Source organism: Sporosarcina luteola (assembly GCF_023715585.1).
Lineage (GTDB): Bacteria > Bacillota > Bacilli > Bacillales_A > Planococcaceae > Sporosarcina > Sporosarcina luteola_D.
Window position 1 is genome coordinate 1980216 of the sequence record NZ_JAMBOK010000001.1, and the last position, 21525, is coordinate 2001740.

A 21525-nucleotide genomic window follows, 5' to 3' on the forward strand; every position below is an offset into this window, starting at 1 on the left:
TGGAAGGAGAGTTTTTTATGTATATGACAATTGAAGAAACAGCAGAATATTTGAGTATGCCAATCCAACAAGTTCAAAAATACGTATGGGAGGGACGAATCCGTTCCATCCACGACGGCGAACAATTCTTCATCAATCAAAGCCAGTTCGATAATTATTTCAACGAGCTTGAAACGTTAAAAAAACAAATCGATGAATATTTAAATGAACCTCTTCCTCCCGATCGGGATATTAAGGATGAGGATTAAAAACATCTGTAAAGGGTAAACTGAAATCAGGGATGCGCCGTAGTCTAAAAGACACAATTTTTTTATTCAATCCAAGTTGAATTGCCAATTTGGAAGCTTCTTATTATTTCTACTGGGTACTATTAGGATGCATTTTACACGTATTAATAAAAAAATTAAATGAGCTTTCCGTGTAAGTGTTTACATTTTCACTTCCTTTGCTTTCCCGCTACATGATTGGTATAGTGTGTAGTCGTTTCAACAATCCATTATTCATAGGGGGAAACATGCGAAAAATATCAAATGTATTTTATATAACAATCGCACTGATCATATTGGCAGTTGGGTATGGAGTGATTGCGGCGGAGAGTTTTGAAGCCGTCACAAATTCCATCAAATCCTTCGTATCATCCTCGTTCGGATGGTATTACATGCTTCTGCTCTCATTTTTGCTTGTGCTTAGCCTATTCTTCATTTTTAGCCCATTCGGCAAAGTACGATTAGGAAAAGATGAAGACCGTGCATCGTTTTCGACGATCACATGGATTGCCATGCTTTTCTCTGCGGGGATGGGAATCGGGTTAGTCTTCTACGGGGCAGCAGAACCGCTATCCCACTATGCCATCAATCCCGCAACAGCGGAGCCGAATACTGATGCTGCATTTAAAGAAGCAATGCGACAAACATTCTTCCATTGGGGATTGCATGTATGGGCCATGTACGGGATCGTCGGACTTGCTCTTGCATATTTCCAATTCCGTAAAGGGGAGCCAGGTTTAATTTCAGCAACATTGAAGCCGATTTTCGGTAAAAAAATGGAGGGGCCATGGGGCGTCCTCGTAGATGTACTTGCCGTATTTGCAACAGCTTTTGGCGTTGCCACTTCTCTCGGCTTCGGTGCTGTTCAAATTAACGCAGGCTTGAATTATCTATTTGGTTTTTCAATCGGATTCACTTCACAACTGATCATTATTGCGGTCGTTACAGTCCTCTTTGTCATGTCTGCCTGGTCGGGGCTTAGCAAAGGAATCAAATACTTATCGAACACAAACCTGATACTTGCACTCGCCCTATTAGGTTTCGTCCTCATCTTAGGACCGACGTTGCTCATATTCAATGTTTTCACCGATTCCATTGGAGGCTATCTCGCCAACCTCGTTTCGATGAGTTTCCGGACTGCACCGTTGAATAACGCTCATCGTGAGTGGCTGGAAGGTTGGACGATCTTCTATTGGGCTTGGTGGATTTCCTGGGCACCATTCGTCAGCATGTTCATTGCGAGGGTATCAAAGGGCAGGACAATCAGAGAGTTCATGGTCGTTGTCATGTTGGCACCAACCGTTTTGAGCGCTATCTGGTTTTCAGCTTTCGGAACGACTGCCATTAACATGCAGCGTAAAGGAATTGCAGACTTAGCGAAAACAGACACTGAATTGACGATTTTTGAAATGTTCCATGCGATGCCTTTATCGTTCATCATTTCCATTGTCGCAGTTCTGTTAATTGCATCGTTTTTCATCACTTCCGCAGATTCGGCGACATTTGTGTTAGGCATGCAGTCCACATACGGTTCATTGACTCCGCCGAATAGCGTAAAAATCATATGGGGTGTCATCCAGTCTGCAATTGCAATCATTTTGCTGTCTGTAAACGGATTGACAGCACTGCAAAATACAATCATCATTGCCGCCTTGCCATTCTCTTTCATCATACTGCTCATGATCGTTTCTCTAATTAAAGCCTTGCAGAGCGAACTGCCAAAGAGTGAACGGCCGAGGAGAAGAAAAGCGAAAGATACCATTTAAATAGCATGGAAAAAAGTGGAGGACGGAATCCAATGATTCCTCCTCCACTTTTTCAATTCGGCACTAAGACCGCTTCGTGTTGACGAATAATATGCAGCAGATCTGCAATCATCGCACTTCCTGTTGGATACATTCCTGCTCCGGGACCTACTAATGTCAACGAGCCGAGGTATTCGGTATCTACAATAACTGCATTGTCGACCCCGTCTATGTTGAACAGCGGGTGATCAGCGCCAATCAAGACCGGCCCGACAGTCGCTTGCAGCTTCCCTTTCTCGTCCTCCCATATATCCGCCACGTGACGATAACGGAGGTCGACTTTCGATGCGTCATTACTATCGGCAGACTCAAGATGATCGATTCCAACAACCGGTACATCCTCCCAATCCGGTTGTCGACCGAACGCGAGCGTGCTCAATATCATCAGCTTTCGGAAGGCGTCCGTCCCATTAACGTCATCCGCAGGATCTGCTTCCGCATAACCGCTTTGCTGTGCAAGTGAGAGCGCAGATTTAAATGAAAATCCTTCATCGCGCATTTTCGTCAAAATGAAATTTGACGTCCCATTTAAAATGCCTTGGATCCGTTTGATGCGGTCGCCTATAAGAAGATTGGACACTGTCCGGATGATCGGGACACCGCCAGCAGTTGTTGCTTCGAATCCGACTTTAACATCGCGGAACTCTGCATGCTTCAGTAACGCAGGGCCATGTTTAGCGAACATCTTTTTGTTCGCAGTGATGATGTGACAGCCCTTCTCAATCGCATCCGACAAATACGTATAAGCAGGTTCTTCCCCAACAATCGCTTCAAAAACGACATCGATTTCGGGATTCCCCAATATGTCCTGTATATCATCTGTATAATTCGCGCCTGTAATCGGCAGGCGTTCTTTTGCCTTGTCTTTCACAAGGATGGATACGACATCAACGGTGAAGCCAGTGCTTATTTTAATCTCTTCCCGCTTCTCCTGCAGGATTCTATAAACACCTTCACCGACCGTACCAAAACCAAGTATGGCCACTTTAATTGACGGCATTGAACCACCCTTTCTAATCTAAAGCGGAGGGCGTCTGCTTAGTAGATGTTCGCAGTCTAAGTTCGCCACGTCCTGTGGCAACGACTGCATGACCGGCCTCCTGCCGGCCTCAGGCATAAGGTGAAGATGCGAAGTGGCGCTTTTTGCCACACAGCAGCTTCGACTTATGACCCGAGCGAATCGAACTGCGAAGGGTTCGATTTGCCGTATTTCTACGATTTTTGCAGAAATTAAGGCATCCTTCCAGGCGCCCGCAGCTAGATGTTAGTAATGACGTGCCTTATCTAACGGCTACCGGTGCAGCTTTCTCGATTGCCTGCTTAAGGTCTGCAATAATATCTTCCGTAGACTCAAGTCCGACAGACAGACGGATCAATTCCTCCGGCGTTCCTGTCTTTTTCAAGTCTTCCGCAGACAATTGCTGATGTGTCGTCGATGCTGGGTGGATGATTAGCGATTTTGCATCCCCCACGTTTGCAACATGCGACCACAGCGTAATATTGTCAATCACTCTCCGTCCAGCGTCACGGCCGCCTTTAATGCCGAAGACGATGATGGAGCCAAATCCGTTTTTCAAATATTTCTTGGCATTTTCATACGTCGGGTGATCTTCCAATCCAGTGTATGTCACCCACTCCACAGACGGATGAGCCTGTAGGAATTCAGCGACTTTCACGGCGTTTTCGTTATGGCGTGTCACACGCAAATGGAGCGTCTCCAGCCCTTGAAGGAAGTTGAATGCACTGTCGGGATCCAGGCAAGGCCCGAAGTCGCGCAGCAATTGGACACGGAGCTTCGTCGCAAATGCAGCTCCCGCCGTATCGACTCCATAGCGAAGGCCGTTATACGTTTCATCCGGCTCCGTGAAGCCCGGGAACTTGCCTCTCGTCCAGTCGAATTTCCCTGCGTCAACAACGACGCCACCGATAGTCGTTCCGTGGCCGCCAATCCACTTCGTTGCGGAATGAATGACGACGTCCGCCCCAAACTCGATTGGATTCGATCCGTATGGGGATGCGAATGTGTTATCGATGAGGAATGGGATTTCATTTTCATGCGCAATGTTTGCGACCGCTTCGATATCGAGCACTTGAAGGCTCGGGTTCCCAATCGTTTCAGCGAAGATTGCTTTCGTTTTATCCGTAATCGCGGCACGGAAGTTTTCAGGGTTCTCCGCGTCCACAAATTTCACATTGATACCGTAGCGAGGAAGCGTGACGGCGAATAGATTATACGTACCGCCGTAAAGATTGCCGGCAGCGACGATTTCGTCACCTGCACCTGCAATGTTCAAAATGGAAAAGGCGATAGCAGCCATTCCGGAAGAAAGAGCGACTGCAGCAGCTCCACCTTCTAAAAGCGCAACCCTTTCTTCAAAGACAGCAACGGTCGGGTTCGTAATTCTTGTGTAAATATTGCCTGCTTCCTGCAGGCCGAATAGGTTTTGGGCATGTTCAGTGTCGCGGAAGACGAATGCAGTAGTACGGTGGATCGGCACAGCACGGGAACCGGTAATCGGATCCGGCTTTTGCCCTCCGTGTAAGAGAAGAGTTTCTGGTTGAAGTGCTTTGTTTGTCATTGTCATTACCTCCAGTGGTTTTTTAAGATGAAAATGGTGCAATGCGGAGGCGTTGGGGGTTTTGGGAATAAAAAAATAACCCCTTTCGCTAAGAGAAGGGTTACGCTTTCGCTTATTCCTCCTCTTATCTTTCAGACCGTTTGCACGAATCTGTAGGAAGTAGCACCTTTGCAAGTTCGTCACTTGCCGGTTGCCGGGCATCGCAGGGCCTAGTCCCTCCGCCGCTCTTGATAAGAGTTTGGTTATTCAGTTTTTCATCTTGTTGAACAGTATAGGAGACTATTTTTTAAAAGTCAAGGGGTGAATTTATTTTTTTCTGAAACTTGCGCTTTATCTTCGATGTTATAATAGTTTTAGTAATTGGACTAGACGGGCTGGGCGCTGAGCAAGATTAAGCCGCATGCTGCGCTCTTTTAGGTGATCGCTGAACTGCTTTAGGCGGTTGGATCGTCAGTTTAGGCGTTCGCCGGGCTGTTTTAGGCGGTTGGATTGTCAGTTTAGGCGGTCGCCGGGCTGCTTTAGGCGGTTGGAGCATCGGTTTAGGCGGTCGCCGGGCTGCTTTAGGCGGTTGGATCGTCAGTTTAGGCGGTCGCCGGACTGCTTTAGGCGGTTGAAACGTCGGTTTAGGCGGTCGCCGGTCTGTTTTAGGCGGTTGGATCGTGAGTTTAGGCGGTCGCCGGGCTGCTTTAGGCGGTTGGAGCGTCGGTTTAGGCGGTCGCCGGACTGCTTTAGGCGGTTAGAAAGTCGGTTTAGGCGGTCGCCGGTCCGCTTTAGGCGAAGGATAACGTAATCTATGTATCGTGGGGGATTTATATGATGTTATGGGTGTTAGCCACCATAGTTTGTGGATATTTGGTCGGTTGCCTGCACGGATCGACTGTCGCACGCTGGATATCGGGGGTTAATTTGAAAGAAACCGGGGTTAAAAATGCGGGGGCATCGAATGCGATGATTGTACTCGGGAAACGGTATGGTGCGCTTGTTGCATTAATTGATATTGGCAAAGGCGTCTTCGCAGTCATTGCTGTAAGATTACTTGCCGGACATTTTGGTATGCCGGGGGAATCCACCACCTTGTTATTATTTGTCGTCGGAGCTGCTGTTATTTTCGGCCATAACTTCCCGTTCCATATGAAATTCAACGGAGGGAAAGGAACTGCTACTGTAATCGGTGTGTTATTAGCGATTGACTGGCGGTTTGGACTTGCCGGGTTCATTCTATTCATTCTAGTGGCCATCCTATCTGATATTCTTGTCTTTGGCGTTATCATGTTATACATCACTTTATTGGTTATGGCCGTTTGGTTAGATGGCTATTGGCCAATAGTAATTGCCACTTTACTTTTCTTGATGGCAATCTGGAAGCATATCGAAAACTTCAAGCGGATCCGCAAAGGGACTGAGCCACGTATTCGCACATCATTCAAGAAAAAACAGAAGCACTCGGAATGAGGCTTCTGTTTTTTTCGATCTGGTATAGTTATACGCAAGTTGTGAGCTGTTATGCGTGAGATTGCCCTTTAACAATCAAAAATCCAGCCAAATCTTCACAGCGGTCCCTAAAATCAACACCGCCAGTATGCCCTGCAATACTTTCGTATTCATCTTCTGCCCCACTTTTGCCCCTATTGGAGCGGCGAGTATGCTGGCTACAATCATGACGGCTGCCGGTCCGTAGAGAACTTGGTCCGTCACAATTTTACCTACAGTCGAACCGATTGATGAGATGAATGTTATTGCAAGCGATGTCGCAATCGTCATCCTGGTCGGGATCTTCAAAACGACAAGCATGATCGGAACTAAAATGAATGCTCCTGCGGCTCCGACGATTCCAGCAGCAATACCGACGATGAAAGCAAGCACGGTTGCGAGCCATTTATTAAAAACCACCTCATCAGCAGGAATATCATCCAATCCTTTTTTTGGAATGAACATCATGAGAGCCGCAATCGTTGCCAACACTCCGTACACAAGGTTGATGCTTCCTTCTGAAATTAAGTTGGAGCCGTACCCCCCGATGAAGCTTCCGACTAAAATGGCGCCGCCCATGTAGATGATTAACGTCTTATTGAGATACCCGCCTTTCCGGTACGCCCACACACCGGAAATTGTCGCGAAAAACACTTGAATTGCACTGATTCCTGAAACTTCGTGCGCAGAAAATGCGGCAATGCCAAGTAATGGCGGAATGTATAATAACATCGGGTATTTGATGATCGATCCGCCGATTCCGACCATTCCGGAAACGAAGGATCCTACAAATCCGATGAGGAAAATTGTGATAAGAAATGACATATCCATAAGTTTCAACCTCCTTAAATACAAATGCGTAGGACGCCTGCCTAGAGGCGACGGGCATAAGGCTGACCTACAAAACAGCGTTCTTTGCCGTGCAGTAGGGCTGACTTATGACCCGAGCCAATCGAACTGCGAAGGGTTCGATTGGCCGTATTTCTGCGGTTTTTGCAGAAATTAAGGCAGCCTTCTTCCACCCGAAGCTAGACGTAATTAGGAAGAGGGTATCCGCTCAGATACCCCCTACCCTACAATTACCCTTTCTTGATCCAAAACGTGAAGACGCCTGCATCTTCTTTTTGGTCGATCATTTCGTGGCCGCCGGATTTTGCCCATGCTGTCAGGTCAGCCCTAGAGCCTTTGTCAGTCGTTTGGATTTCAAGGATTTCACCTGTCTCCATTTCTTTCATCGTCTTTCTTGCACGAACTACTGGCATTGGGCAAGCCAACCCTTTTGCATCTAATACTTTTGCTGCGTTCATTTTTCATCTTCTCCTTTTATGATTCATTACCGGACTGCACAACGATTCGGTCCGATTTCCATTTCACGCTGTGTTTCCTCGTCAGGGGCGATTTTACCCATGTTCATTTGACGGATTTCTTGGTAAGCGTTTGGTTGAGGCGGCAAGTTTCCTGTCACCATTTGACGGAACTCTTGTTCATCCTCAATGTTTAAACCATGGTTATTCGCAAAAAGCTTTCCTAATTTCTCAGATACGCTTCCATCTTCATTCAACTCTTCGATTATCATGAAGTGTGCTGGAAGAACGAGTAGATCCTCCGCTAACCCACGGTAACGGCTATACAGAGTTTCCCGCAGATCGCCTACCCAATCTTCAGCCAATCCGGCGAGATCCGGACGCCCAATCGAGTCGATGAATAAAATATCTCCTGACAATAAATAAGCGTTGTCCACAATAAACGATGTGGAGCCAATCGTGTGACCTGGCGAATAAAGCGCTTGAATATCGATTTTCGACGTTCCGACTGTAATGACACGGCCATCTTCCAACGGTTCATAATCAAACGTCACTTCTGTTGCATCTTTTGGCGGCAGCCAGTACGTTCCATTCACGGCTTCGGCAATTTTTCGTCCACCTGAAATATGGTCTGCGTGAAGATGTGTATCAAGGACATTCGTAATCTTCACGTCCAATTGTTTTGCAAAATCAATGAATACATCGGTCATTCTTGTTGCATCCACGATTACAGCTTCTCCATTCGACACGATCATGTATGAGAGGCAACCTTTTCCGATGCGCACGAATTGATAAATTGCGCCGCCATCCTTTAAGTCTCCAACTTTCACAGGTTCCAAATGTTCGCTCCATGCCTTCATGCCGCCTTGCAAATAGGAAACATCGCGCCCCTCTTCAGCAATCATTTCTGCTACAAATATAGAAGAACCTTCCTTCGCACAGACGACGATAACTTCTTTATCTGTCGGAATTTGATCGAGTATTTCTTCCACTCCGTCGATTAAATCGAAATATGGAATATTCATGTATTGAATACTTTCTCCTTCAATTTTCCAATCCGTAAAAGCATCTTCATTACGAACGTCTAAAATAAAGAAATTCTCTTTATTAATCACTTTTTTTGCGACTTCTCCAGCAGTAATAGGTGTAACTATCATGATTATTTCCTCCTGTCTAGTCAAGTTAGTTATTGAACGGATTTTTCAATGGGACCGTTCCATCCACTCATGCCAGGTACGACATTTTTCACGTCTTTGAACCCTGCAGCTGAAAGCTTTTGTGACGCCATATCACTTCGGCTCCCCGACCGGCAAACAACGTAAATAGATGCTTCTTTATCCAAATCACTCAATGCAATATCAATTTCACCGAGCGGAAGTGATTGCGCGCCTGGAATATGACCGAAAGCAAATTCCGCCGCCTCACGCACATCCAATACGATTACTTCTGCCCGGTTTGATAGAGCCGTTTCCAATTCTTCGTTTGAAGCCACATGAGGATGGCTCATTTCCTCTTTCTCTTGGCCGTCCGACTTTCGTAAATAATGTGCCAGCATGCCATCCTTTTCAGTTGTCCCTAAATATTGATGGCCTGAACTTTCTGCCCAAGCTTTTATATCTGCTGTAGAGCCTTTGTCGGTTGCCTGGACTTCCATGACGCTCCCTTGTTCCAACTCTTTCATCGCTTTTTTTGTTTTAACGATCGGCATGGGACACGCCAAACCTTTCGCATCGACTATAAGATCTGCCTGTATCATTTCGTCACCTCTTATGCCCCTAGGGGTATATTTTTGAATAAAAATTACTCAGTTGGACCTTCCCAAGCCAACATGCCGCCTGCCATGTTCACAGCTCTGTATCCGTAACTCTCCAAGAACTTCGTCGCCTGTCCGCTGCGTCCTCCTGAACGGCAAACCATTGTGTATTCAATATTTTTATCCAATTCATTCATACGGAATTCCAACAAACCAAGCGGGATATTAATTGCGCCGGGAATTTTACCTTCAGCGACTTCATCCACTTCCCGGACATCTATAAGAGTAAGCGGTTGCCCGGTGGATAGTTTTGCTTCGATTTCTTTTGCTGTCACTTCATTCATTTTAATTCCTCCTATAATTAAATAAATAAATTCACATTGCCGTCTTGTGCATCAGCTAAATAAGCTGCTACGCCCGCATAGTCAACGCCGTCCAGCAACTCCGTTTGATCAAGACCTAATAAATCCATCGTCATTGTACAAGCGACAAGTTTGATGTCTTGTTCTTTTGCCATATCAATCAATTGGGGAAGTGTCATCGCATTATGCTTTTTCATGACATGCTTAATCATTTTAGGACCCATCCCCGCCATATTCATTTTTGAGAGTCCCATCTTATCAGCACCACGCGGCATCATTTTGCCGAACATCTTTTCCAAAAAACCTTTCTGCACGGGAACCTGGTCCTCTTTCCGAAGTGCATTCAACCCCCAAAACGTATGGAAAATCGTCACTTCATGGTCATAAGCCGCAGCTCCATTCGCAATGATATAAGCAGCCATCGCTTTATCGTAGTCACCACTGAACAAAACAATGGTCGTCTTTTTCGTTTCCGACAATCTAACTCATCCTCTCTTTTTATAATACCTTTACCCCTATGGGTATAATAAACCGATAAAAGAAAAGAGTCAACTGTTAGCGACTCTTTACTAGGAGATTGACTGCTTCTTTTACAATCTCCTCTTGAGACATCGGATTATTTTCATCAACATTCTGCATGCATGAAATGATATTTGAGCTGACAATGACGCCTATCGTACGATCAATCGCCGAACGGGAAGCTGACAATTGAGTGACGACTTCTTTGCAGTCTTTTCCTTCTTCAATCATCCGTAAAATACCTTTAATCTGGCCTTCGATCCTTTTTAATCGGTTTACGACTTTTTCATCGTAATGCACGTACGTTCAGCTCCTTTGTCCTTGGTTACAAATCTGATTCTATACCCCTCTAGGTATAATGTCAAGTGACTATGCTTCACCGATTCAGGATTCTGCAAAGTTCGACAATTTATGGTATACTAGTTATAGACAACTTGATAGGGATCGGTTTCAACTAGTTGTTTTCCATCATGATTTCAATTGCTTAGGATGCACCTAAGCAGTTTTTCATTAGGAATGATGATGAGAATAAACAGTAGGAGTGATTCGTTTGGCATTTCCACGCAGGGAGAAACCTGTTTCAGATTTTGTCGCAGCTCGTCATATCGATGAGGAGATTTCATTCGTTCGCAATGATTATGAGGTGAACGGAACGATTCATAAGATTCTCGAAAACTCAGTCATCGTTAAAATTTCGGAGGACGACGCCGATCGTATTGGTGTCGCATCTAACCTCACCGTTGTTTCTCATAAGAACTACTCAGTTGATTAATCATATTAAAAGGGGCATCTCCACCTCAGGAGTGCCCTTTTTCTTTTGGTTTTACTTCTTCTTATGCGGCAATCGCGCCCATTATCCACTCTTTATTTTAGTACTTATCTGTAATTACACCGATGGAGGAGGTTTATGTAAGTTATTCTTGAAATCCATTCTGGTAAATTGCTAGCTGCACAAGCCCCAATTCTAGAATATTATTCAGCGAATAAATGCCGCTTCCTTTTTTGAGAGAGCATCCTCTAACCATTGAGGGTGCATTGTTAACAAATCTTCTGGTAAGTTGTCCTGTCCAAAAAACTTAATTTCAAGCGATTCATCTGAATTACATGTAAGTTCCCCACCTATAATTTCAGCAAGAAAACAAGTCGTTATAAAATGCACTACCTTGCCATTGGGATAATTGAAAACTTGTGAAGCAGGATCGGAATAAACACCAATCAGCTTTTGAATTCTTACATCTAAATTAGTCTCTTCTTTTACTTCTCTCATGACTGCTTCAGACACTGTTTCACCAATTTCCACATGTCCAGAAGGAATTCCCCATAAGCCAACATCAGCTCTTTTTTGCAATAAAACTTGATTCTCCTCGTTCAAAATAATTACAGCAACTCCAGCTTTGACATCATCAATTTTTTTCAAGTCTAAACTCCTTTCTTCAAGAATTTGGCCCGATTCTTCAATATTGAGGAGCTGACTTACCTTTGTTCAAGATTAGCCCCCAGTTAGTTGTACTTTGCATATTTATTCAAAACCAAAGTATTTGGTTGGATTACAACTGAATCAATCACTCAATTCTAACATATAAGGTAATTCACAAACTACATATTATAAAGATCACACCATCATTCCCCACTAAGTTCAACATAGATTCTCGTCTTTCCCCTCTTCTTATTGCCTTTCCCTTGAGCAATCACCGAATTTCCGAAGTAATCAATATCGTTCTTATTCAAGTTTGCAACTTCCCCGATGCGGCAACCGAGTTATGGTACTAAACAAATAAGGCGCCTTTTCCTATTCCGGAAAAAGACGCTCTTGATTTCATATTATGAAATACACCAAAACAGATAAGCAGATAGACGTGATTGTCACCGCGATCAATGGTCTCATCGCGCGTTCACGCAGGTCTTTCAAACTGACGTTCAAGCCGAGTCCGACCATGGCGGCTGTCAATAGCCATGTCGTTGCGGTGCTGATTCCTGCCATGACGCTGTCAGATACCGGAATCAAACGGCCTAGCACATAGCTTCCGAATAAGCTCATCGCAATGAACCCGACGAGGAACCAAGGGAATTCAATTTTGTTCTGCCCTTCTTCCCCTTTGCTTTTACGTTTCATGAAATAAATGAAAATGAAGCATAACGGCACTAATAAAAATACCCTGCCCAGTTTCGCAAGCAGTGCAATGGCGAGCGCATCTTCCCCAGCAGGAGCCGCAGCAATGGCCACATGGGCTAGTTCATGAAGGCTCATGCCCGACCATATTCCGTATTCAGTCGGGAGCAACGGCACAATCGGTCGCAATACTGTATAGCCGATTGCAAACACGGTCCCGAGCATGGCGATGATGCCGACTCCGATTGCGGTGTCTTCATCCTTCGCCTTGATGATCGGCGCAACCGCCGCGATGGCTGCAGCCCCGCATACCCCTGTCCCTACCCCGAGGAGCATGGAAATGCTTTTGTCAGCCTTCAGCCACTTGGCAAGAAGGACCATTAGCCCGATTGCAAATGCAATGACGAGTACATCTCGCGCCAACAAGCCTAGTCCGTCGCGGAAGACGACATCGATATTTAATTTCAATCCATATAATATGATCGCTAGCCTCAGCAGCTTTTTCGATGAAAATGTGATCCCACCGCGAAGCGCTTCGGGATAACCAAAAAATTGACGATATGCGACAGCTATGATGATGGCGCTTGCCAATTGTCCAATATGGTTGAAGCCGGGCACTTTTGCTAATAAAAAACCTAAAAATGCAATAAAAAATGTGAAAGCAATCCCGGCGATCCACATGCTTTTCTTTTGATTCATATGTACACCACCTCCTATGTTAGCCTAATATGCGCCGCTCCATAAGTAAAATAAATTATAATAATGCCTATGATAAGTAAAATGATATGATTGAACGCAAGGAGTGATGGATATGGACCAACAACTTCAAGTATTCGTTACGGTAGCGGAAAAAGAGAGCTTTTCACGCGCTGCCGAGGAGCATCATATGACCCAGCCGGCAGTGAGCCAATATATCCGTCAGCTCGAGGATCAGATCGGGGCAAGGCTGCTGGAGCGTACGAATAAATACGTGCGCCTCAACAAGGCCGGGGAAATCGTCTATCATCATGCGAAGGAAATTCTTGCTTTGTATACGAAAATGCAAAACCTTGTCGATGATCTGGCGAATAAGGCGAGCGGTCCGTTGTCAATCGGTGCGAGTTATACATTCGGAGAATACGTGTTGCCACGCATTATCGCCAATTTACAGCAGACTTATCCCGATATCCAACCGACCGTAAAAATCGGCAATACGGCGACCGTTGCCGATCTTGTCGCAAGCCATCAGCTCGATATAGGCATTGTGGAAGGGAATTTCAATGCGACAAGGCTCATTGTAGAGGATTTTGCTGAAGACGCCATGGTAATCGTCAGTACTGTCGACCATCCGCTAGCAAATAGGAAAGAATCGCTCGAAATGGTGGATTTGGAGAAAGAGACTTGGATTGTACGTGAGCACGGCTCCGGTACGCGGGAAGCGATGGATAATTTATTCGAACAACACGGAATTTCACCGACGAAGCTCATGGATTTCAGCAGCACGCAGCCGATCAAGGAGTCGGTCGAGGCGGGTCTCGGAATCAGCCTACTTTCCCATTGGTCGATTAAAAAAGAATTGAGAAACGGCGATTTGCGAGTGTTGGATGTGAAAGGACTCCCCTACCGCCGTCAATTTTCCATTGTGACAAATACACCGTTCCAAACGAAGGCACTTGAAGTTTTCATTGATATCCTACGGACAAAAAAACTGTTGACGACACTTAACTAGAAGGACTTCCGCCTCCGACTATCGAAATGAAGAAGAGGAGAGGAGCTGTACATGCAGTGAGGAATATTCTATTGACAGCCATCATCATAATGGGTGCCATCTATATCTTTTTCATCCCGCCTGATCCGGTCGGTTTTAAGATTTTCATGAAGCTCATTCCGATGGCGCTCATTATCATGTTTGCTGCGATGACGTCGTCACTCGTTTCAAGGGAATATAAAAAAATTATCATTGCCGGATTATTTGTCTGCATGATTGCAGATGGCGTCATCTATTGGTTCCTGGCAGGGCTTGTCACCTTTTTCATCGGGCATCTTTTTTACATCTTCGCTTTTAAGTCTGCTAACCGTAAACGTGTACCGATATGGGCTGCGATTCTGCTTGCGTTTTACGGTGTTGCCATGGCCATCTGGATTGCAGGGTCCCAATTCGCAAAAGGAGAAGCCATTCTTGGAGTGGCCATCCTTGCCTATATCACGGTCCTCTTAACAATGGGATGGATGGCGATCCGTACGAGAATGGCACTCGCTATTACTGGTGCGCTGCTCTTCATGTTCTCGGATTCCGTGCTCGCAATCGACCGATTCATCATCGATATTCCTTATCGGGATGCTTTTGTCATGGTGACATACTATGCTGCACAGGTGTTCATCGCCGCAAGCATCGGCAGCCGAATCGTCAAGTATTCCGTGAATCGAAACAATCTGATAAGATAAAGGAAACTATGCTTTTTATTAACTGGAGGTATTTGGAATGAAGGAAAAACTGATTGAACGTCTGACCCGTTATGCGAAAATCGATACACAATCGGATGCAAATAGCACATCCACACCATCCACACCTGGCCAATGGGACTTGCTCCATGTGCTTGAAAAAGAGCTTGCAGATATCGGCATGGAAGAAATCACTTTGGATGAAAACGGCTATTTGTTCGCCACTCTACCGTCAAATACCGACAAAGATCTGCCGGTCATCGGATTTCTTGCTCATGTTGACACGGCAACTGATTACACGGGCAAAAACGTTAATCCACAGCGGATCGATAATTATGACGGCAACGACATCCAGTTGAATGATCAGACGACAATGTCAGTCTCCAAATTTCCTGAACTGAAAAATTATCTAGGTCATACACTCATTACAACAGATGGCACGACATTGTTAGGTGCCGACAATAAAGCAGGAATCGCTGAAATCATGACGGCGATGGAATATTTGATTCAAAACCCGGAAATTAAACACGGAAAACTGCGTGTCGCTTTCACACCTGACGAAGAAATCGGACGTGGGCCACATAAATTCGATGTAGAAGCATTCGGTGCAAAGTATGCATACACAATGGATGGCGGACCGCTTGGCGAGCTTCAATATGAAAGCTTCAATGCGGCTGGGGCAAAAGTGACGTTCCACGGAACGAATGTGCATCCGGGATCCGCAAAGGACAAGATGGTGAACTCCATTCTCATCGCGAACCAATTCCAAGCGGCAATGCCTGTTAATGAGATTCCACAAGTGACAGACGGTTATGAGGGATTTGTTCATCTGATGGATGTTAGTGGATCTGTCGAGAAGACCGAGTTGCACTATATTATTCGCTACTTCGACCGTGAGACGTTTGAGGCGCGGAAGCAACTGTTCGTCGACACAGCTGCTCAACTAAAGAAAGAACACGGCGACCATGCTGTCGAGCTTGAACTGAACGATCAATATTTCAATATGGGCAAGAAAATCGAGCCAGTCATGGAAATCGTGGATATTATTTCGGATGCATTTAAAATACTCGATATTAAGCCGGATATCGTGCCTGTGCGTGGTGGTACGGACGGATCGCAGCTATCCTATATGGGCATGCCGACGCCGAATATTTTCACAGGCGGGGAGAATTACCACGGCAAATATGAATATATTTCGGTCGACAATATGGAGAAGGCGACGAATGTCATCATCGAAGCTGTAAAGCTATTCGAAGAACGCGCATAAGGGGGCGCATCTCTGTGAAAGCCATTTGGATCGGGATTCTGTCATCTTTATTTTTCGCGGTGACGTTCGTATTGAATAGATCGATGGAGATTTCGGGAGGCAGCTGGTTATGGAGCTCCTCCCTCCGTTATTTCTTCATGGTGCCGTTTTTGATTGCCATCGTGGCTTATCGGAAAGGGCTTCGGGATACAGGCAAGGCAATGGCAGCGAAGCCCCTTCCCTTTTTTGCATGGAGTTTCGTTGCATTCGTACTATTTTATGCCCCTTTGACCTTTTCTGCAGCTTATAGCCCTGGATGGTTGCTTGCGGGAACGTGGCAACTGACGATTGTTGCAGGCGTTCTGTTAGCGCCAATATTCGTCATCGTCGTGAAGACAGATAAAGGGGAAAAGAGGATTCGGCAAAGGATTCCTTTCGTATCGCTTTTGATTACATTGATCATTTTTGCAGGTGTTGTCTTGATTCAAATTCCGAATGCAAATAGTGTCGATACGCGCACATTATTGCTCGGCATCCTTCCCGTTATCATTGCTGCGTTCGCTTATCCTTTGGGCAATCGGAAGATGATGGATTTATTGCAAGGAAGACTTGATACTTTTCAGAGGGTGCTAGCGATGACATTGATGACGATTCCGGTTTGGATCGGTTTCGCTGTCTACGCAATGTTCACTGTCGGACCGCCTTCCATGAATCAGGTCATCCAGTCGTTAATTGTCGCGGTCAGTTCAGGCGTCATTGCAACTACGCTTTTCTTCATGGCGACAGACCTAGTCCAGCATGACCAAGGCAAGCTCGCTGCGGTCGAAGCGACACAATCAACCGAACTCATTTTCGCAATGATTGGGGAGATGCTCATTTTACATATCGCTTTGCCTGGCTCTCTTTCTATGATCGGTATCTTGGTGATCATTATCGGCATGGCGCTTCATAGTTATCAGACATCTATTGCAAAGAAAAAAATGCCCGTTGCATAGGGCATTTTTCTTTATTCATACTCCCCAATAATCTCCACTGCTTCCTCTGCTAATGAAGTATCGACGGCTTTATCGAAGTCGATATCGCCCAAGATGGCACCGTTCGCTTTATAAGTTTCGTATTGCTTCTTGATATCATCCACGAACATCCTGCCATCCGGATCGAGCCCGGTGACATTCACTTTATCCCATAGTTCCGGATCTTTCAAAGCGGTATGCTTCACCATGATGTCTACAATTTCTTCCTTGCCTTCCCCTTTAAAGAACGCATCGTTGTAATCCCTGACACCTTTTAAGTAGGCAGCCATGAAGCGGAGCGAAATTTCTTCCTCGCCCATGAATTTCGGTGAAGCGAGAACCATCGCAATCTGCGATTCAGGAGCATAATCGGTTGCATCTTTGAACCGGACGTGGAAGCCTTTTGCGACTCCTTGTGCAATGAGCGGTTCAATATTCAACGCAGCGTCTATTGTTCCTGCGTTAATCGCGCCAAGCATCGCACTGAAGTCCGCGATATGGACGTATTCGACGTCATCTTCTGTCAATCCGGCATGTTTCAACATTTCCTCGTAAATATATCCATCAATCGAGTTTCTGGAAGACACGCCAATCTTTTTCCCGCGGAAATCTGGATAATCTTTAATTTTATCTACCATATGGTTTCCGATTACGAAAGTGAAATACGATTTCCCTGGCATATTATGCCCTTTATCCGCGATGATCCGAACGTCTATGCCTTGCGCAATCGCGTTAAAGAATGAAGCGGTCGAGACGCCGCCCGCAATATCGACTTCCCCCGCTGCAAGTGCTGGAAGCATGTCGTCGCTATTGGCGAAATCAGCGAATTCAACTTCGATATTATAGTCTTCAAAATACCCTTTTTCCTTCGCAATATAGAACCCCGCACCGGAAGCCGCACCGTCTTCAGCAATCAACACTTTCACCCGTTTCTCAAGTGGCGACAAATCTCCAGAAGGTGCCTCAGAAACTGTATCGTCAGGCGTTGTTTCCACTTTTGTTGGCGGAGCGGGCTCTTGTTTAGCGCATGCAGCAAGTACAAGCATGGCAGCCAACAACATCATCCAACCGTATTTGAACCCTTTCACTCTATTTCCCCATTTCATCTGTTCTCTTGCCTGGAATGCTGTACTTCGTCTTGTAAATGTTTCCAAATGTCAACAAACTGTGCTGCCAGTTTCGGATCTTTCCGGATATCTTCGACTGTCCTCGGTCGTGGTGTATCAATTTTGACTTGTTGGATGATCTTCCCTGGTTGGGCACTCATGAGCAGAATCCGATCGCTCAGCAGTAATGCTTCATCAATGCTATGTGTTATGAAGATCACTGTTTTTTTTGTTTCCGACCAGATGGATAACAATTCTTCTTGGAGGATGAACTTATTCTGTTCATCCAGTGCAGCGAACGGTTCATCCATTAGGAGGATTTCCGGATCATTTGCGAACGCACGGGCTATGCTTACCCGCTGTTTCATTCCCCCGGATAACTCCTTCGGGTATAGATGTGAAAACCGATCAAGTCCAGTCTTTTTTAAGTAATATTCCGTCCTCTCCCGAATGACGTCCTTAGGCATTTTCCGCATTTTCAACCCGAACGCGACATTCTCCTTCACAGTCAGCCAAGGGATGACGCCCCTTTCCTGGAATACCAGCGATTGGAGGGGGCGGCCTTCTTGTTCTGATCGAATTTCGAATTCACCGACGCTCGGCTGTTCTAAACCCGCCAATATCCGCAATAAAGTCGTTTTGCCACAGCCGCTCGGTCCGACAATGCAGACAAATTCCCCTTCTCCTATTGAAAGGGAAATATCGTCGAGAGCTGTCACACTTAATTGCTTCTTGTAAAATGCCTTTGTCAGATTCCTGATTTCAATTTTCGCCATTTTTCTCATCCACTCACCTCCAAGGTAACAACTTTTTCTGAAGACCGCGAAGCATCAAGGAAAAGAGATAGCCGAAAAAGGAAATGAGAATGAGTCCGACGTACATTTCCTGTAGCAGAAATGCTTTATACGACGTCCAGATTAAATAGCCAATACCCGACGTCGCCCCCATCATTTCCGCCGCGACAATTGTGAGCAATGCAATCGCCTGCCCCATCTGGATCCCTTCCAGCATGACCGGCAATGCGCCAGGCAAAGCAATCTTGAAGAAGAACTGCACTTTACCCGCTCCATAATTATTTGCTACGTCCAAATAAATTCGATCGATGTTCAAGACCCCAGCCGCCGTGTTGATGACAACCGGAAAAAATACGCTTCCCGCAATCGTAACAACTTTCGACAAATCACCGATCCCAAATAGGATAATGATAATCGGCAGCAATGCAAGCGTCGGAATCGGCATTAGCGCCATGACGATCGGCTGAACAAAATGACGGATCGGGGAATAAAGCCCCATCAGCAAACCGATGACAACCCCTGGTATCACACCCGCGAGGAACCCTGCAAATATCCGGTACAACGAAACCCCGATATGGTCCGCCATCGCCCCGCTCGCAATCATTTTGACAAAGGTGCCTAGAATGGCGGATGGCGGCGGGAAAAACCGGATATCCATTATCCCCGTCCTCGACATCACTTCCCACAACAGCAACAGGAAGATTGGCGAAGCGATCGTCAATAGCTGCTTATATCGTTCCTTTGATTGTCTGTGCTTCCATTCCCGCTGTTCAATCTCATACGGATCGCTTCCAATAGTCGCCTTATCTTTTTTCAACGTTCACCACCTCTTCATAACAATAATATGTGTACGCCTATGGGTTTGGTTGGGCAAATGGCGCGGTTTTTGGCGAATGGGCAAGGTTTGGATGGGTGAGATGGTTGGTTTTGGTCGCGGGACGGCTTGCTTTGGATGCAAAAAGCACCTGCCGCGATTTCCGCAACAGATGCTTTCGTGCTTTAGTAACTTATCCGCGCCAGGCGCTCATACCGCCCCTCACGTTCGTGACATTTGTGAATCCCGACTTTTTCAGGATATTTGCGGCTTGAGAACTTCGCATGCCGCTCTGACAAATGACGACAACCTCTTTATTCTTATCGAGTTTTTCCAACTTGGATTTCAATAAGTTCAGAGGAATATTGGTAAATTCATTAATATGCCGTCCTTTGTATTCTGCCGGCGTACGGACATCAATGAATTGCTTTGACTTATCTTTCAACACCGTCTTCAGTTCGTCGGTAGATATCGATTTCACGCCTTTTGAAGGCATCATGCGCCATGCGAAAAATGCAATGATTGCCAGGATGATGATCCATTCCATCAGTTTTCACTCCTTATTTTTCGATTGCAAATTTTCGTATGCAGTATAGCCGCCAGACATATGCTTCACTGTATCAAAGCCTCGTGCTTTTAATATGCTTGATGCGATGGCTGAACGAGCCCCGCTTTGACAATGCACAAGCAATTTCTTGTTTGCCGGAATGTCCGCTTCACGCAATTTGCCAAGGAATAAATGCTCCGCTTCATTCATGTGACCATTATTCCATTCGCCGGCATTTCTCACGTCAATGACAAACGTGTCATCCGCTTTCATCTCTTCCAGAAAAGCAGGGACAGATAACGTTTCAAATGTCGTAAGTTCCTTGCCCACAAGCAAAGATGGATCCGCGAATGCGATGATTGCATCGAGCCCGATTGATTGCAGTGCTTTCCGCACTTCATCTTGTTCGACCCTATCTGCAATGACGACAATCTTTTCATCATATTTCACTAACCATCCAGCCCAATTGGTGAATGATTTATTAAATGGAATATTGATCGATCCTTTGAGGAGTCCTTTATCTGCTATTGTTGCGGTTCTTGTATCCAGAACAACAACTCCCTCCTCGGCTGCCAGCTTTTCAAGATCCTCGCCTGTGGTGAGCACTCTCACTTTTTCATCTTTCAAAATAGCGGGGCCTTTTTTATTCAATCTCTTCATTTCAGCGAAATAAACCGGGGCTTCCGGCTGCTCTCTCAATAGTTCTGCAATGAAAGTTTCTTCATCGTTAATTTGCAGTGCCCAGTTGAACTGTTTTTCATAACCAACCGTCGTAATTGGAACTGCGCCGAGCGATTTCCCGCATGCCGATCCTGCACCATGACCTGGCCAGACGATAAGATAGTCCGGTAATTTCTTAAACCGCTGAATGGATTGGTACATGTCCCGTGCTCCGCTTTCCGTGGTTCCGCCGATGCCTGCCGCTTTTTCAAGCAAGTCCGGACGGCCGACATCACCGACGAAAACGAAGTCCCCGGTGAAAATGCCCATCGGACTTGTTGCACCGCCGCCCCGGTCCGTCAATAGGAACGAGATACTTTCAGGCGTATGACCAGGTGTGTGCCACACTTCAAAGTCAATATTACCGATTGTGAACGTGGAGCCTTCCTTCAAGAATTCCACGTCGATTCCGTCCGTGAACGTATATTTCCAATTCTCATCGCCCTCGTCGGATAAATATAGCTTAACGCCGAACTCAACGGCCAACTGACGTGCACCAGAGACGTAATCTGCATGGATATGTGTATCAGCTGCCGCAGTGATGCGCAATCCTTCCTTTTCAGCGATTTTCAATATATGGTCAAAGTTACGAGGGGCGTCAATAATGATAGATTCACCCGTCCGTTGACATCCGATTAAATAAGCATTTTGCGCTAACTTTTCATCTGTGAATGATTTGAAATACATTTATACCCC

24 protein-coding genes and 1 riboswitch are annotated in these 21525 nt (G+C 45.7%); of the genes, 8 read left to right on the forward strand and 16 right to left on the reverse strand.

Annotated features, from left to right (window positions below; all coding sequences use genetic code 11):
* Positions 1-17: 17 nt before the first annotated feature.
* A complete protein-coding gene (locus M3193_RS09740; protein WP_251626899.1) occupies positions 18-248 on the forward strand; it encodes a helix-turn-helix domain-containing protein in 231 nt (76 codons plus the stop codon).
* A gap of 266 nt (positions 249-514) precedes the next feature.
* Positions 515-2032, forward strand: coding sequence for a glycine betaine uptake BCCT transporter (locus M3193_RS09745; RefSeq protein ID WP_251626900.1), 1518 nt, complete (start codon positions 515-517; stop codon positions 2030-2032).
* A gap of 52 nt (positions 2033-2084) precedes the next feature.
* Here M3193_RS09745 and M3193_RS09750 read toward each other — a convergent pair whose 3' ends face one another.
* Positions 2085-3071: a homoserine dehydrogenase gene (locus M3193_RS09750; protein WP_251626907.1), complete on the reverse strand. Its 987-nt coding sequence runs from the start codon at positions 3069-3071 to the stop codon at positions 2085-2087.
* A 280-nt stretch (positions 3072-3351) separates the two neighbouring features.
* Positions 3352-4650 (reverse strand): O-acetylhomoserine aminocarboxypropyltransferase/cysteine synthase family protein, encoded by a 1299-nt coding sequence (locus M3193_RS09755; RefSeq protein ID WP_251626909.1) that lies wholly within the window; start codon positions 4648-4650, stop codon positions 3352-3354.
* A 121-nt stretch (positions 4651-4771) separates the two neighbouring features.
* Positions 4772-4887, reverse strand: a riboswitch (SAM riboswitch).
* Positions 4888-5466: 579 nt separating this feature from the next.
* Here M3193_RS09755 and M3193_RS09760 point away from each other — a divergent pair.
* Positions 5467-6102 carry a glycerol-3-phosphate acyltransferase gene (locus M3193_RS09760; protein ID WP_353056382.1) on the forward strand — a complete coding sequence of 212 codons (636 nt, stop codon included), beginning with the start codon at positions 5467-5469 and terminating at the stop codon, positions 6100-6102.
* A 75-nt stretch (positions 6103-6177) separates the two neighbouring features.
* Here the strand turns inward: M3193_RS09760 and M3193_RS09765 are convergent, their stop codons facing one another.
* The 7 genes from M3193_RS09765 to M3193_RS09795 form a co-directional block, all read right to left on the reverse strand.
* The gene (locus tag M3193_RS09765) at positions 6178-6951 is read right to left on the reverse strand and encodes a sulfite exporter TauE/SafE family protein (protein WP_251626911.1); all 774 of its coding nucleotides are present in this window, start codon (positions 6949-6951) and stop codon (positions 6178-6180) included.
* A gap of 248 nt (positions 6952-7199) precedes the next feature.
* Positions 7200-7427: a sulfurtransferase TusA family protein gene (locus M3193_RS09770; RefSeq protein WP_251626912.1), complete on the reverse strand. Its 228-nt coding sequence runs from the start codon at positions 7425-7427 to the stop codon at positions 7200-7202.
* Between the two features lie 26 nt (positions 7428-7453).
* Positions 7454-8581, reverse strand: coding sequence for an MBL fold metallo-hydrolase (locus M3193_RS09775; protein ID WP_251626913.1), 1128 nt, complete (start codon positions 8579-8581; stop codon positions 7454-7456).
* Between the two features lie 29 nt (positions 8582-8610).
* Complete coding sequence (locus M3193_RS09780) at positions 8611-9180, reverse strand: sulfurtransferase TusA family protein (RefSeq protein ID WP_251626916.1); 570 nt, start codon at positions 9178-9180, stop codon at positions 8611-8613.
* A 44-nt stretch (positions 9181-9224) separates the two neighbouring features.
* The gene (locus M3193_RS09785; RefSeq protein WP_251626918.1) at positions 9225-9521 is read right to left on the reverse strand and encodes a rhodanese-like domain-containing protein; all 297 of its coding nucleotides are present in this window, start codon (positions 9519-9521) and stop codon (positions 9225-9227) included.
* 17 nt (positions 9522-9538) lie between these two features.
* Positions 9539-10018, reverse strand: a complete 480-nt coding sequence (locus M3193_RS09790) for a DsrE/DsrF/DrsH-like family protein (protein ID WP_285851872.1) — start codon at positions 10016-10018, stop codon at positions 9539-9541.
* A 76-nt stretch (positions 10019-10094) separates the two neighbouring features.
* On the reverse strand, positions 10095-10358 hold the full coding sequence (locus M3193_RS09795; protein WP_251626919.1) for a metal-sensitive transcriptional regulator: 264 nt from the start codon (positions 10356-10358) through the stop codon (positions 10095-10097).
* A 241-nt stretch (positions 10359-10599) separates the two neighbouring features.
* Between M3193_RS09795 and M3193_RS09800 the strand changes: the two genes are divergently transcribed.
* Complete coding sequence (locus M3193_RS09800; protein WP_251626927.1) at positions 10600-10830, forward strand: DUF2187 family protein; 231 nt, start codon at positions 10600-10602, stop codon at positions 10828-10830.
* A gap of 204 nt (positions 10831-11034) precedes the next feature.
* On the opposite strand, the gene M3193_RS09805 is transcribed toward M3193_RS09800, so the two are convergent.
* Complete coding sequence (locus M3193_RS09805) at positions 11035-11475, reverse strand: NUDIX domain-containing protein (protein ID WP_251626929.1); 441 nt, start codon at positions 11473-11475, stop codon at positions 11035-11037.
* A gap of 399 nt (positions 11476-11874) precedes the next feature.
* On the reverse strand, positions 11875-12867 hold the full coding sequence (locus M3193_RS09810) for a YeiH family protein (protein WP_251626931.1): 993 nt from the start codon (positions 12865-12867) through the stop codon (positions 11875-11877).
* Between the two features lie 112 nt (positions 12868-12979).
* Here M3193_RS09810 and M3193_RS09815 point away from each other — a divergent pair, with 112 nt between their 5' ends.
* The 4 genes from M3193_RS09815 to M3193_RS09830 are packed head-to-tail and all read left to right on the forward strand — an operon-like array spanning position 12980 to position 16830.
* Entirely contained in the window at positions 12980-13876 is an 897-nt protein-coding gene (locus M3193_RS09815) for a LysR family transcriptional regulator (protein WP_251626933.1), read from the forward strand.
* 56 nt (positions 13877-13932) lie between these two features.
* Entirely contained in the window at positions 13933-14592 is a 660-nt protein-coding gene (locus M3193_RS09820; protein WP_251626935.1) for a lysoplasmalogenase, read from the forward strand.
* A gap of 37 nt (positions 14593-14629) precedes the next feature.
* Positions 14630-15856, forward strand: a complete 1227-nt coding sequence (gene pepT / locus M3193_RS09825; protein ID WP_251626937.1) for a peptidase T — start codon at positions 14630-14632, stop codon at positions 15854-15856.
* Between the two features lie 14 nt (positions 15857-15870).
* On the forward strand, positions 15871-16830 hold the full coding sequence (locus tag M3193_RS09830; protein ID WP_251626939.1) for a DMT family transporter: 960 nt from the start codon (positions 15871-15873) through the stop codon (positions 16828-16830).
* Positions 16831-16841: 11 nt separating this feature from the next.
* On the opposite strand, the gene M3193_RS09835 is transcribed toward M3193_RS09830, so the two are convergent.
* The 5 genes from M3193_RS09835 to M3193_RS09855 form a co-directional block, all read right to left on the reverse strand.
* Positions 16842-17954 (reverse strand): ABC transporter substrate-binding protein, encoded by a 1113-nt coding sequence (locus tag M3193_RS09835; RefSeq protein ID WP_251626941.1) that lies wholly within the window; start codon positions 17952-17954, stop codon positions 16842-16844.
* Complete coding sequence (locus tag M3193_RS09840) at positions 17951-18739, reverse strand: ABC transporter ATP-binding protein (RefSeq protein WP_251626942.1); 789 nt, start codon at positions 18737-18739, stop codon at positions 17951-17953. The genes M3193_RS09835 and M3193_RS09840 overlap by 4 nt, the downstream gene beginning before the upstream one ends.
* A 4-nt stretch (positions 18740-18743) precedes the next feature.
* Entirely contained in the window at positions 18744-19565 is an 822-nt protein-coding gene (locus tag M3193_RS09845) for an ABC transporter permease (RefSeq protein WP_251626944.1), read from the reverse strand.
* Positions 19566-19755: 190 nt separating this feature from the next.
* Positions 19756-20109 carry a rhodanese-like domain-containing protein gene (locus tag M3193_RS09850; RefSeq protein ID WP_251626946.1) on the reverse strand — a complete coding sequence of 118 codons (354 nt, stop codon included), beginning with the start codon at positions 20107-20109 and terminating at the stop codon, positions 19756-19758.
* A 6-nt stretch (positions 20110-20115) separates the two neighbouring features.
* A complete protein-coding gene (locus M3193_RS09855; RefSeq protein ID WP_251626947.1) occupies positions 20116-21516 on the reverse strand; it encodes an MBL fold metallo-hydrolase in 1401 nt (466 codons plus the stop codon).
* Positions 21517-21525: the final 9 nt, after the last annotated feature.

Bases quoted from the DNA above. Each gene is read 5' to 3' on its own strand.
- M3193_RS09740 (WP_251626899.1), top strand. From the start codon at position 18: ATGTATATGACAATTGAAGAAACAGCAGAATATTTGAGTATGCCAATC.
- M3193_RS09745 (WP_251626900.1), top strand. From the start codon at position 515: ATGCGAAAAATATCAAATGTATTTTATATAACAATCGCACTGATCATA.
- M3193_RS09750 (WP_251626907.1), bottom strand. From the start codon at position 3,071: ATGCCGTCAATTAAAGTGGCCATACTTGGTTTTGGTACGGTCGGTGAA.
- M3193_RS09755 (WP_251626909.1), bottom strand. From the start codon at position 4,650: ATGACAAACAAAGCACTTCAACCAGAAACTCTTCTCTTACACGGAGGG.
- M3193_RS09760 (WP_353056382.1), top strand. From the start codon at position 5,467: ATGTTATGGGTGTTAGCCACCATAGTTTGTGGATATTTGGTCGGTTGC.
- M3193_RS09765 (WP_251626911.1), bottom strand. From the start codon at position 6,951: ATGGATATGTCATTTCTTATCACAATTTTCCTCATCGGATTTGTAGGA.
- M3193_RS09770 (WP_251626912.1), bottom strand. From the start codon at position 7,427: ATGAACGCAGCAAAAGTATTAGATGCAAAAGGGTTGGCTTGCCCAATG.
- M3193_RS09775 (WP_251626913.1), bottom strand. From the start codon at position 8,581: ATGATAGTTACACCTATTACTGCTGGAGAAGTCGCAAAAAAAGTGATT.
- M3193_RS09780 (WP_251626916.1), bottom strand. From the start codon at position 9,180: ATGATACAGGCAGATCTTATAGTCGATGCGAAAGGTTTGGCGTGTCCC.
- M3193_RS09785 (WP_251626918.1), bottom strand. From the start codon at position 9,521: ATGAATGAAGTGACAGCAAAAGAAATCGAAGCAAAACTATCCACCGGG.
- M3193_RS09810 (WP_251626931.1), bottom strand. From the start codon at position 12,867: ATGAATCAAAAGAAAAGCATGTGGATCGCCGGGATTGCTTTCACATTT.
- M3193_RS09815 (WP_251626933.1), top strand. From the start codon at position 12,980: ATGGACCAACAACTTCAAGTATTCGTTACGGTAGCGGAAAAAGAGAGC.
- pepT (WP_251626937.1), top strand. From the start codon at position 14,630: ATGAAGGAAAAACTGATTGAACGTCTGACCCGTTATGCGAAAATCGAT.
- M3193_RS09835 (WP_251626941.1), bottom strand. From the start codon at position 17,954: ATGAAATGGGGAAATAGAGTGAAAGGGTTCAAATACGGTTGGATGATG.
- M3193_RS09840 (WP_251626942.1), bottom strand. From the start codon at position 18,739: ATGAGAAAAATGGCGAAAATTGAAATCAGGAATCTGACAAAGGCATTT.
- M3193_RS09850 (WP_251626946.1), bottom strand. From the start codon at position 20,109: ATGGAATGGATCATCATCCTGGCAATCATTGCATTTTTCGCATGGCGC.
- M3193_RS09855 (WP_251626947.1), bottom strand. From the start codon at position 21,516: ATGTATTTCAAATCATTCACAGATGAAAAGTTAGCGCAAAATGCTTAT.